12 protein-coding genes and 1 riboswitch are annotated in these 11,900 nt (G+C 46.5%); of the genes, 4 read left to right on the top strand and 8 right to left on the bottom strand.

Going from position 1 to position 11,900, the window contains the following annotated elements; genetic code table 11:
* Window positions 1-3: 3 nt before the first annotated feature.
* Together ahcY and metK are read right to left on the bottom strand one after the other, a co-directional pair.
* Window positions 4-1,455, bottom strand: a complete 1,452-nt coding sequence (gene ahcY / locus LZT22_RS07325) for an adenosylhomocysteinase (protein WP_233924422.1) — start codon at window positions 1,453-1,455, stop codon at window positions 4-6.
* 62 nt (window positions 1,456-1,517) lie between these two features.
* Window positions 1,518-1,611: riboswitch (S-adenosyl-L-homocysteine riboswitch) on the bottom strand.
* A 91-nt stretch (window positions 1,612-1,702) separates the two neighbouring features.
* Window positions 1,703-2,869 carry a methionine adenosyltransferase gene (gene metK / locus LZT22_RS07320; protein ID WP_233924421.1) on the bottom strand — a complete coding sequence of 389 codons (1,167 nt, stop codon included), beginning with the start codon at window positions 2,867-2,869 and terminating at the stop codon, window positions 1,703-1,705.
* 175 nt (window positions 2,870-3,044) lie between these two features.
* On the opposite strand from metK, the gene LZT22_RS07315 reads away from it, so the two are divergent.
* The 3 genes from LZT22_RS07315 to dapF are packed head-to-tail and all read left to right on the top strand — an operon-like array spanning window position 3,045 to window position 5,776.
* On the top strand, window positions 3,045-3,965 hold the full coding sequence (locus LZT22_RS07315) for a lysophospholipid acyltransferase family protein (protein WP_233924420.1): 921 nt from the start codon (window positions 3,045-3,047) through the stop codon (window positions 3,963-3,965).
* Window positions 3,966-3,977: 12 nt separating this feature from the next.
* Complete coding sequence (locus LZT22_RS07310; protein ID WP_233924419.1) at window positions 3,978-4,883, top strand: lipid A biosynthesis acyltransferase; 906 nt, start codon at window positions 3,978-3,980, stop codon at window positions 4,881-4,883.
* Window positions 4,880-5,776 (top strand): diaminopimelate epimerase, encoded by an 897-nt coding sequence (gene dapF, locus LZT22_RS07305; protein ID WP_233924418.1) that lies wholly within the window; start codon window positions 4,880-4,882, stop codon window positions 5,774-5,776. Before LZT22_RS07310 ends, dapF begins: the two co-directional genes overlap by 4 nt.
* A 9-nt stretch (window positions 5,777-5,785) precedes the next feature.
* Here dapF and pyrE read toward each other — a convergent pair whose 3' ends face one another.
* Entirely contained in the window at window positions 5,786-6,472 is a 687-nt protein-coding gene (pyrE, locus tag LZT22_RS07300; protein ID WP_233924417.1) for an orotate phosphoribosyltransferase, read from the bottom strand.
* Window positions 6,473-6,480: 8 nt separating this feature from the next.
* On the opposite strand from pyrE, the gene LZT22_RS07295 reads away from it, so the two are divergent.
* The gene (locus tag LZT22_RS07295; protein ID WP_233924416.1) at window positions 6,481-7,263 is read left to right on the top strand and encodes an exodeoxyribonuclease III; all 783 of its coding nucleotides are present in this window, start codon (window positions 6,481-6,483) and stop codon (window positions 7,261-7,263) included.
* A gap of 16 nt (window positions 7,264-7,279) precedes the next feature.
* On the opposite strand, the gene LZT22_RS07290 is transcribed toward LZT22_RS07295, so the two are convergent.
* Genes LZT22_RS07290 through argB form a run of 5 tightly spaced genes read right to left on the bottom strand, consistent with a single transcriptional unit; the run spans window position 7,280 to window position 11,892 of the window.
* The gene (locus LZT22_RS07290) at window positions 7,280-8,602 is read right to left on the bottom strand and encodes an MFS transporter (RefSeq protein WP_370635196.1); all 1,323 of its coding nucleotides are present in this window, start codon (window positions 8,600-8,602) and stop codon (window positions 7,280-7,282) included.
* Window positions 8,595-9,176, bottom strand: a complete 582-nt coding sequence (metW, locus tag LZT22_RS07285) for a methionine biosynthesis protein MetW (RefSeq protein WP_233924415.1) — start codon at window positions 9,174-9,176, stop codon at window positions 8,595-8,597. The genes LZT22_RS07290 and metW overlap by 8 nt, the downstream gene beginning before the upstream one ends.
* Window positions 9,173-10,312 carry a homoserine O-acetyltransferase gene (locus LZT22_RS07280; protein WP_233924414.1) on the bottom strand — a complete coding sequence of 380 codons (1,140 nt, stop codon included), beginning with the start codon at window positions 10,310-10,312 and terminating at the stop codon, window positions 9,173-9,175. The genes metW and LZT22_RS07280 overlap by 4 nt, the downstream gene beginning before the upstream one ends.
* Window positions 10,309-10,971: a nucleoid occlusion factor SlmA gene (slmA, locus tag LZT22_RS07275; protein ID WP_233924413.1), complete on the bottom strand. Its 663-nt coding sequence runs from the start codon at window positions 10,969-10,971 to the stop codon at window positions 10,309-10,311. Before slmA ends, LZT22_RS07280 begins: the two co-directional genes overlap by 4 nt.
* Window positions 10,972-10,989: 18 nt before the next feature.
* Entirely contained in the window at window positions 10,990-11,892 is a 903-nt protein-coding gene (gene argB, locus LZT22_RS07270) for an acetylglutamate kinase (protein WP_233924412.1), read from the bottom strand.
* Window positions 11,893-11,900 lie beyond the last annotated feature (8 nt).

The raw sequence follows: 11,900 nt of genomic DNA, 5'->3' as shown, positions 1-11,900 counted from the left end.
CGCTTAATAACGATAATTTTCAGGCTTATATGGGCCTTCTTTGCTTACACCAATATACGTTGCCTGCTGAGCAGAAAGTTCAGTTAATTGCGCGTTTAATTTTTTCAGCTGTAAACGGGCGACCTTTTCATCTAGATGCTTAGGCAAGGTATAAACGCCAATCGGATATTTCTTGGTACCGACAGCGCCCCACAATTCAATTTGGGCAATCACTTGGTTTGCAAAAGAAGAACTCATCACATAAGAAGGGTGACCAGTACCACAACCTAAATTAACTAAACGCCCTTTAGCCAAAATAATTAAGCGCTTTTCTGGCTTACCATTCGCAGCTGGGAAAATCACATGATCGACTTGTGGCTTGATTTCTTCCCACTGATATTTTTCAATGCCGGCAATATCGATTTCATTATCAAAGTGGCCAATATTACAAACAATCGCTTGGTCTTTCATGAGCTTCATATGTTCTTCGGTAATGACATGGTAATTACCCGTTGCCGAAACAAAAATATCGGCCTTGTCGGCAGCATAGTCCATCGTCACAACCCGATAACCTTCCATGGCTGCCTGTAAGGCGCAAATAGGATCGACTTCAGTTACCCAAACTTGCGCGGACAATGCTCGTAAGGCTTGGGCAGAACCTTTACCGACATCGCCATAACCGCATACAACTGCCACCTTGCCGGCAATCATCACGTCAGTAGCGCGTTTAATCGCATCAACTAAAGACTCACGGCAACCGTATAAATTATCGAATTTACTTTTCGTGACCGAGTCGTTGACATTAATAGCTGGAAAACGTAAATCACCCTTAGCAAACATTTGATATAAACGGTGTACACCGGTAGTTGTTTCTTCAGTAACGCCCTCAACTTTAGCTAAACGGGTTGAGTACCAAGTTGGGTCACTCGCCAGTTTCTGTTTAATGGCAGCAAATAAAATAGTCTCTTCTTCGCTAGTCGGGTGGTTTAAGACTGCCTGATCTTTTTCGGCTTTTGCGCCTAGGTGTAGCAGCAAGGTGGCATCGCCACCATCATCCAGAATCATATTGGTGAAGCCGCCATCAGCCCACTCAAAAATACGGTGGGTGTAATCCCAATACTGCTCGAGTGATTCGCCCTTAATGGCAAATACAGGAGTGCCATTAGCGGCAATTGCAGCTGCAGCATGGTCTTGGGTGGAAAAAATATTGCATGAGGCCCACTGCACTTCAGCGCCAAGCGCTTCTAGGGTCTCAATGAGCACAGCGGTTTGAATGGTCATATGCAAAGAACCGGTAATGCGAGCTCCGCGCAGTGGTTGACCTGCCGCAAATTCATTACGAATTGCAATTAAGCCGGGCATTTCGGTTTCAGCAATCGCAATTTCTTTACGGCCAAAACTTGCTAAGGAAATATCAGCGATTGCGCAGCGAGTTGCGACAAAATCATTTAAATTGAAATCAGCTACGGTATTCATTCCTGCTCCAGCTAAATAGAGATCAATGCTGGGGCAAGTAAACTCGCCAACCATTGACCACGGGTTAGCGAGCGCAGTTGCAAAAGCAGACGAGGTCTGCCCTCTTCAAGCCTGGGGAGGCAATTCAATTAGCCCCTTGCAACGCTCCTTGAAGATCTGGTTAAATTGTAAACACTTTTTTAGCTTCCTGCATAACTTCAGCTAAGTTCGCTTGAAAGCCTTATCAGAACAGACTTTCAAGCGTACATTAAATTCCTGCTGCGGCTTTCAAAGCGGCAGCTTTATCACGCTGCTCCCACGTAAAGTCGGGCTCTTCGCGCCCAAAATGCCCATAAGCAGCAGTTTTACGATAAATCGGTCGCAATAAATCGAGCATTTTGACAATCCCTTTAGGACGTAAATCAAAGTGCTCAGCTACCAATTGGGCAATTTTTTCATCGGCAATTTTGCCGGTGCCATACGTGCTCACCATCACGGATGTGGGGTGCGCCACTCCAATTGCATACGAAATTTGAATGAGACAACGCGTCGCTAGCCCTGCAGCAACAATATTTTTTGCCACGTAACGCCCTGCATAGGCTGCTGAGCGATCTACCTTAGAAGGGTCCTTGCCCGAAAATGCGCCACCGCCGTGCGGCGCTGAGCCACCGTAGGTATCTACAATAATTTTTCGGCCTGTCAGGCCGCAATCTCCCTGCGGGCCACCAATTACAAAGCGGCCAGTCGGATTGACCAAGTATTTAATCGCGCCTTTAATTAAATGCTTAGGCAGGACAGGCTTAATAATTTCTTCAATCACCCCTTCGCGCAAGCGCTCTAAGGAAATATCCTCAGCATGCTGGGTCGAGAGTACGACCGTGTCGATTGAGTCTGGCTTGCCATCAACGTAACGTAAAGTAACTTGCGATTTGGCGTCGGGGCGTAACCAATTTAAACGGCCGTCTCGGCGTAATTGCGATTGACGCTCGACTAAACGATGGGCCAAGTGTATTGGCATAGGCATTAGCTCAGGGGTTTCATCACAAGCATATCCAAACATTAAGCCTTGATCGCCAGCGCCTTGATCTAAGCCGTCATCGGCCGCATGGTTGACGCCCTGAGCAATGTCGGGACTTTGTTTATCGTAAGCGACCAAAACCGCGCAGCCCTTGTAATCAATGCCATATTCGGTATTGTCATAGCCAATTTCACGCAAGGTATTCCGCGCAACTTGAATGTAATCGACATTGGCGTGAGTGGTAATTTCACCCGCAAGCACCACTAAACCCGTGTTGCAAAGTGTTTCTGCAGCGACTCGCGCGGTCGGATCTTGGGTCAAGATGGCATCTAAGATGGCATCAGAAATTTGATCAGAAACTTTATCGGGGTGGCCCTCAGTAACTGACTCTGAGGTAAAGAAATATTCGTTTGCCATTGCATTTTCCTTATTAAAAAATAAACACGACTTAAATGACAACAGACGTGCCGGAAATACAACGGCGACGCTTTAGCAGAATTTTTGAATCGCCCCGCAAGTTGTCTTAACTCGGCGATAGTGCTATTTTAACTGAAAAAATGCCTACTTACTAAAGGGGTTGATCCTCCAGTAGATGGGTCTGAAGTTCAGCCTGATTTTGTCTGTGTTCGGACTTTATGAATATCATTATCAAATGCTTTCTCCATTAATTAACCTCATGCTCCGCATTGTGGCTGCCCTGCCTTTAGCAGTTGCGCAAGGTTTTGGTGGCTTTTTGGGCTATGTTGCTTATCTAGCCTCTGCTAAGTATCGCGCCCTTTTTAAGGCTAATTATGCTGAGGCCTTAGCGGCAAGCCAGCTCAAATGCCAATATTTAAAGGCTATTCCGGGTTCTGGAATGCTGCTTTCCGACAGTCTGTGGATCTGGCATAACCCCAAAAAAGCCCTTGCTTTGGCTGAGGTTAGCAACTGGAGTCTAGTTGAGGCAGCGATCGACGAGGGTCATGGCCTCATCATGCTCTGTCCCCATTTAGGTGGTTTTGAAATTATTCCGCGCATTTTGGCAAACCATTTTCCAGCCACTATTTTGTACCGCCCTGCCAGACAAGATTGGTTGAATAAAGTGATTGAATCGTGGCGCGCTTACCCCAATATGCATTTTGTACCGACCAATCTGCATGGTGTTCGGCAAATGGTTAGGGCCTTGAGTCGTGGTGAGGCCATCGGCATTTTGCCAGATCAAGTGCCAAGCGGAGGCGAAGGTGTGTGGGCGCCTTTTTTTGGTCGCTACGCCTACACAACTACCTTGCCTGCTCGGCTGGCGGGTCGCAAGCAGATTCCGGTCGTGCTATTTTCTGCGCAACGTAAGGGTTTTGGGCAGGGCTGGCTTATTCATGCAGAACGCTTACCTACATTTTCTGATCATGCTACGCTCGCTGCAGCAGAATTAAATTTAGCTTTGGAAAAAATCATCTGCCGTGCTCCCAATCAATATATTTGGGCCTATAACCGCTTCAAGCACCCTAGTGGCGCAGAACTGCCCCCAACTCAGTAAAAAAATTTCATCATGCATTGGCTACAAACCACACTTCATTTTTTGGTCCTTGGTCTTTTGCGTTTTTTTTCTGTGATGCCTTATGCCCTCACCGTGCATACCGGCTATGCACTTGGATCGCTGGCAGCGCGCCTACCCAGCGAAAGAAAACATGTGGTTAAAACCAATTTGCGCTTATGCTTTCCGCAGCTTTCACCCGCTCAAATTGATGCCTTAGCTATAGCTCATTGGCGCCTCTTGGGACGAAGTGTCATCGAGCGCAGTCGAATTTGGATGGGTAGCCCCAAGCAAATAAGCGCAATGGTGGACATCAAAGCAGCCATTGAATTGGGTGATCGTAAACCTCGCTTATTAATCACTCCACACTTTGTTGGCATTGAGGGTGGCATCTTAGCGCTCTCCGTGCTAGTGCTTGACCACGACCTACCAAAAGGGACTGGTTTATTTCAAAACATGAAAAATCCTTTTTTTAATCAAAAAATTATTCAATGGCGCGAGCGTTTTGGCGGCAGATCGATTGCTCGGCAAAACCGCTTACGTGATCTATTACGTGAAATTCGAGCTGGTAATTTTGTTTTTATTGCGCCTGATATTGACTTGGGGCCTAAAGACAGTGTGTTTGTACCTTTTTTTGGAATACCAACGAGTACGGTTACTTCCGTATCACGCTTAGCAAAAATGGCTGGTGCTGAAGTTTGTTTAATGATTACGGCACTAAAGCCAGATGAAAGTGGCTATATTTGTTCCATCAGCAAGCCCATTGATGGCTTTCCTAGTGATGACCCCGTGGCCGATACTGCGCGCCTCAATCGACTCTATGAACAGGAGATTATTAAAAATCCCGCTGAATACTACTGGATCCATAAACGCTTTAAACATCGCCCTCCTGGCGAGCCTGGTTTATATTCAAGTAAATGACAACGCAATCACCACAAAAAATTCGCTTTACTAAAATGCATGGTGCCGGCAACGACTTTATTGTGCTGAACGGTATCACCCATGATTTGAGTGCGGTAACAAAAGACCAATGGCGTAAATTAGCCCATCGCCAACTTGGCGTGGGTGCAGATCAAATTTTGCTGGTTGAAAAAACCACGCTTCCGGATGCTGATTTTCGCTATCGGATTTTTAATGCAGATGGTGGTGAGGTTGAGCAATGTGGCAATGGCTCCCGTTGTTTTATCCGCTACATTCACGAGCAAGGACTTTCTACTAAGAATCCGCTGCGGGTCGAGGTGGCACATTCCATCATCACGCTTGAGGCGCTTGCTGACGGGCAAGTTAAAGTCAATATGGGCGCACCCATCTTTGAGCCCCAGCTTATTCCATTTAATCCGACTGGGCTACCATCCAAACTAGAGTTTCATGAAACCCTCTATGCCTTACCCATTAGCCGTAATGCTGGCACACATGCTGATTGGATCGCCGCCATATCGATGGGCAATCCCCATGCCATTCAAGTTGTCGATGATATTGAGAGCACCCCGGTTGGTACAGAAGGTGCGCAGATTGAGGCCAATTCGGCTTTTCCGCAGCGGGTCAATGCTGGCTACATGCAAATTCTGCACGCTCATGCCATACGCTTGCGGGTCTACGAACGCGGTGCGGGCGAAACACTTGCCTGCGGTACTGGCGCTTGTGCAGCGGTGGTTTCTGGCATTCGGCGCGGCTTACTGCTAAGCCCAGTACGGGTTGAAACTCGAGGTGGAATTTTAGAAATAGTCTGGCCTGGCATGCTTGATGGTCAGCCTCAAGCGGTTGAGATGTATGGACCCGCAATGACCGTTTTTGAAGGTGAAACTAGCCTCTAACGCTACTTGCTAAGCATTAATTCCGTACTTTAAGCGGTAAGCCTCAACCGCTGGCAAATACTGCTTTAAGTCCGTATCGGCTGAAGCGGTTAAAAAAGTCAGCAAATCATGCAGGCTAGCAATAGAAACGACGGGGATACCGAAGTCTTGTGAAATGCTTTGTACTGCAGAGTAAGCGCCTACATCAAGTGCGGTACCCGATTTTTCCATGCGATCAAGGGCAATTAAGACTGCGGCAGGCTCGCCCCCAGCAGCACGAATTAAATTCACTGATTCGCGTACCGAAGTGCCGGCCGAAATAACGTCATCCACAATCACCACTCGCCCCTGAATTGGAGCTCCCACCATCGTGCCACCCTCGCCATGATCTTTCGTTTCTTTCCGGTTATAGGCAAAAGGAATATTGCGCCCCTGCTCAGCTAGAGCAATGACGGTTGCCGCAGCCAAGGTAATGCCCTTATAAGCTGGGCCGTAGAGCATTTCAAACTGAATATCTGATGCCAATAAAGCCTTGGCGTAATACCGACCCAAAGCGCCTAATAAAACCCCGTTGCTAAATCCTCCGGCATTAAAAAAATAGGGTGATAGCCGACCCGCTTTCGTTTTAAACTCGCCAAACGCTAAGACACGTGCTTCGAGCGCAAAGCGAATAAAGTCGTGTTGATTATTTTGTATTTGATTATTTTGTGGGTTCATAAGCCTCTATGTTACGCATCATTTCCGCCAATCTCAATGGCATTCGTTCTGCCGTCAAAAAAGGCTTTTTGCCGTGGATGCAAAACCAAGCGCCTGATTTTGTCTGCCTGCAAGAGCTCAAAGCCCAGCGCGATGATCTAGACGAGACAATTTTGAACCCAACTGGTATGACTGGCTATTTTCATCATGCCCAAAAGAAGGGCTATAGCGGGTGCGGCATTTACTCTAGGCATCAACCCCAAGATGTACTTTATGGTTATGGTAATGCCGAATTTGATGCGGAAGGTCGGTATGTGGAAATACGCCTCAAGAATTTATCCATTATTTCTGTTTATATGCCATCCGGTTCTAGCTCACCTGAGCGACAAGCGGCAAAATTCCGTTTTTTAAAATCATTTCTACCACACCTGCTGCAATTAAAAAAATCAGGACGTGAAATTATTCTCTGCGGTGATGTGAATATTGCCCATCAAGAAATTGATCTTAAAAATTGGAAAGGTAATCTGAATAATTCAGGCTTTTTGCCTGAAGAACGCGCTTGGCTGACGCATTTGTTTGACCAGGTCGGCTATGTGGATGTTTATCGCCACCTAGAGCCAGCGGCCAGTGATACCGGCTATACCTGGTGGAGTAATCGTGGCCAAGCGTATGCCAAAAACGTGGGGTGGCGCATCGACTACCAAATTGCTACCGGTGGCATTGCTGCTAAAGCAAAGGCAGCGCGTATTTACAAAATTGAACGCTTCTCCGATCATGCGCCCTTGACCATTGATTATGACTGGCCTATTTAAGGCGATCAAAAAATAACTACTCTGCTATTTTTTTGTTCTGCCCAATATTTAAATGCATCGTCAACCAAATCAGAATTAAGACAGGCGCGCCAATAATGGCTGTACTAATAAAAAAAGCTTGATAACCAAATGCATCTACAAATACGCCGGAGAAGCCCGCTAACCATTTGGGCAATAAGAGCATCATTGAACTAAATAGGGCGTACTGTGTTGCTGAATAGCGAATGTTTGTTAGTGAAGATAAGTAAGCAATAAATGCAGCGCTCGCTATTCCAGAACTTAAATTATCAGCAGAAATGACCCAAATCAAACCCTGTAAATCATGGCCTTGGGCTGCTAACCAAGCAAATAAAAGATTGCTTACCGCCGATAACACAGCACCCACAAATAAAATGCGCATCACGCCAAAGCGCAGAGTTAAAACTCCGCCAATAAAAGCACCAAGCAAGGTCATGATGACGCCAAAGACTTTGCTCACGGCAGCAACCTCATCTTTGGTATAGCCCATATCTACATAAAAGGGGTTGGCCATAATGCCCATCACTACATCGCTGATCCGATAAATCGCAATTAAGGCCAAAATGATGATGGCTTGATAGTGATAGCGCTGAATAAATTCAGCGAAGGGTTCAATTAAGGTCTGATATAGCCAAGCTTTTGCGTTGCGTGCTTGCGGCAGTAAAACTTGTGCTGGTTCTTGGCTAAATAAGGTGGTGATAACGCCAACACTAATTGAAGCGGCCATACAAAGATAAGCAAATTGCCAAGCACTAACATCATAAGATCCACTATCCGTCTCGACCCGCGCTGCCAGCCATAAAACGCCGGCACCGGCCCAGATTAGAGCGAGTCTATAGCCAGTTTGATAGGTGGCTGCCAAGGCCGCCTGATGATTGCTATCGGCCGATTCAATCCGAAATGCATCTAAGGCGATATCTTGCGTGGCAGAACCAAATGCCACAAGTAGTGCGCACCACACGATGGGATTCAATGCAACCTTAGGATCAATACTGGCCATGCCCAGTAGACCTAAAATAATTAAGGCTTGGGCAAAGAGCAGCCAACTGCGTCTGCGGCCAAACCATTTAGTGAGAAAAGGAATTCGCAGTCGATCGACTAACGGCGCCCAAACCCACTTAAAGGCATAAATTAAACCAACCCAAGTTAAATAGCCAATGGTGCTACGATCAATTCCCGCCTCGCGCAACCAAAAACTTAAGGTGCCCAATATTAGTAAAAGCGGTAAGCCTGCAGAGAAGCCTAAAAAAAGCATTCGTAGACAAGGCCATTCGAGATAAACCCGAAAATCTTTAAGCCATGACTGAATTACATTAAGCACGTCGAATACGAAATAATGCCAAGCTGCCAAACAGATTGGGTAACAAAGTCACCTCTCTGCCTTCATGCAAAATACATTGATCAATCACCTTGAGACCCAAACTGGAAGCGAGTTTTTCAAAGTCGGCGACAGTTAAAACGCGCACGTTTGGCGTGTTGTACCACTGGTACGGCAGGCTCTTCGAAACTGGCATATGCCCAAAACCTACGGCTAGACGATGTGACCAATGGCCAAAATTTGGAAATGAGATGATCGATTCTTTCCCTACCCGCACTACCTCGCGCAAGATTTTTTCGGTCTGGTGGATAGTTTGTAGTGTCTGCGAAAGCACGACGGTATCAAAACTCTGATCGCCAAATAAAGCGAGGCCACCCTCGAGATTTTGCTGAATGACATGAATATCTTTTTGCACGCAGGCTAAAACCCGCGCATCATCTATTTCGACACCATAAGCTTGCACCGGTTTTTGCTGGCGTAAAAATTCTAGAAAACTACCGTCACCACAACCCAAATCTAGTACTTGGCTAGACGGGGCAATCCATTTGGCGATCGCAATAAAGTCAGCGCGCATCATACGCTAGCCTCATCCATGGTCTGAAAATAGGCCCGAATTAACTGGTGATAACGCGCATCATCTAATAAAAAAGCATCGTGGCCATGCGGGGCATCAATTTCGGCGTACGTTACAGCACTTTTATTAACCAGCAGAGCTTCAACAATTTCGCGACTACGATTGGGTGGAAAACGCCAATCGGTAACAAAACTAATTACCAAAAACTTCGCCTGCACTTCAGCCAATGCGCGACTCAAGCTACCCCCTGAGCGCCGCGCAGGATCAAAATAATCGAGCGCACGGGTAATTAATAAATAGGTATTAGCATCAAAATAAGTTGAAAATTTTTCACCTTGATGACGTAAATAACTTTCTACCTCAAACTCGACATCAAAACTAAAACGATATTCGTCAGGCGCTCCAGCAGGGCGTTGTAGTTCACGGCCAAACTTTTCTGCCATATCGTCATCGGATAAATAGGTAATATGTCCCACCATACGCGCTAAACGTAAGCCGCTTTTAGGCACCACACCATGCGCATAATAATTGCCACCATGAAAATCGGGATCGGCAAGAATGGCATTTCTAGCTACCTCGTTAAAGGCAATATTTTGGGCCGATAGCTTGGGGGTTGATGCTACTGCTATACAGTGCCCAATACGCTTGGGGAATTGAATTGCCCAGGCAATCGCTTGCATGCCTCCGAGACTGCCACCCATCACGGCAGCAAAACGCCGAATACCCAATTTATCGGCTAAACGTGCCTGAGTATTAACCCAATCTTCAACCGTAATTACCGGGAATTCGGCACCATAAAAAGTGCCAGTTGCCGGATTGATGCTCATTGGACCAGTTGAACCAAAACAAGAGCCTAAATTATTCACACCAATGACAAAAAAATGGTTGGTATCGACTGGCTTACCTGGTCCAACCATGTTGTCCCACCAGCCCATATCGCTGGCATCATCTGGATTGGGGCCGGCAACGTGGTGCGAGGCATTTAAAGCGTGACAAATTAATACTGCATTGCTTTTAGTGGCGTTCAATTTGCCATAGGTTTCGATCACTAAATCGTAACTAGCTAAGATTGCACCGCTTTGCAACGGCAAAGGCTCGGCAAAATGAATCGTATTACGAGAAAGGTTTAGCTCGCTCATTCTGAGAGCAAGATACGCAGGCTAAGTTCTGAAGCCTCTGTGGGTAGTTTTTTGAAGCCGCTGCGCGCAAAGCGATGCCAGCGTCCTAATATATAGCTCATGAGAATTGCGGCACGAATACTAATCTCTTCCTGCCCCAATTTGGCTATCTGCCCGCCTTGGGTTTGCGCAATCCGCAAAGATTGCTTGAGGGATGCCTCAACGCGGTCTAAAACCTGACTAATGCGCTCTTGTAAGCGCTCATCTTCTTGTAAAAGAGCGTCGCCCAACAGCACACGGGTCATCCCTGGATTTTTTTCAGCAAACGCCAATAGCATTTGCAAAATGCCGCGCACTTGGGCCAAACCTGATTCTTCTTTTTGGGTAATTTGGTTGATTAGCCCGAATACAGTTTGCTCAATAAAACCAATCAACCCCTCAAACATTTGCGCTTTACTAGCAAAATGCCGATATAAGGCGGCTTCAGAAACTTGAATTTTTGCTGCCAATGCCGCAGTCGTAACGCGCTCACCTTTCGGGTGTTGCAGCATTTCCGCTAATACTTGCAAAATTTGTAAGCGCCGTTCACCTGGTCGCGGCCGTTTACGCAGTTTGTCAGAGCCCTGACTCTCACCTTGAGATTCTGCTGCAAAGGGGGCGGATTCTCTACTCGGGCTCATTCAACAATTTTCCAGAACTTAGCGTGATCGAATCATGGTACCAAAAGCTTGCTCGGTCAAAATTTCTAACAGCAACGAGTGCTCAATTCGACCGTCAATAATATGTACGGAGTTAACCCCGCTTTTAGCTGCATCGAGTGCTGAAGCGATTTTTGGCAACATCCCCCCCGAAATGGTGCCGTCGGCAAAAAGGCTATCGATTTCGCGGGCAGTTAAATCGGTTAGTAATTTACCGCTCTTATCCATTACGCCATGGGTATTGGTCATCATCACTAATTTTTCAGCTTTGAGAATTTCGGCCATCTTGCCTGCCACTAAATCAGCATTGATATTAAAAGCCTGTCCTTCTGCGCTAAAGCCAATTGGGGAAATTACGGGAATGAAGGCGTCGTCTTGTAAAGCCTTCACTACTGCTGGATTAATCGCTTCAATTTCACCCACAAAACCGAGATCGATGGTTGCGCCCGGCTTAGATTCATCGGGCACAAACATTTTACGGGCATGTATTAAGCCGCCGTCTTTACCCGTTAAGCCTACCGCTTGACCGCCATAATGATTGATTAACATGACAATATCTTGCTGCACTTCGCCGCCTAAAACCCATTCCACGACTTCCATGGTTTCTTCATCAGTGACGCGCATGCCCTGAATAAAAGTGCCAGTCTTGCCAATCTTCTTTAAAGCTTCATCAATTTGTGGGCCGCCTCCATGCACGACCACGGGATTCATGCCGACCAATTTCAATAAAATGACATCGCGCGCAAAACTTTCTTTAAGGCGCTCCTCAACCATGGCGTTACCGCCATATTTAATGACAATTGTTTTGCCATGGTATTGGCGTATATAGGGCAAAGCTTCGGCCAGAATCTCCGCCTTTAACAAGGGGGAAATATCGGCTATAGTAGGTAAAGTCTTCGTCATTAACTAGC

The organism is Polynucleobacter sp. IMCC 29146 (assembly GCF_021395195.1).
Classification (GTDB): Bacteria; Pseudomonadota; Gammaproteobacteria; order Burkholderiales; family Burkholderiaceae; genus Polynucleobacter.
The sequence above is the reverse complement of the archived record's forward strand: the minus strand, read 5'-3'. Positions and strand labels throughout refer to the sequence as shown.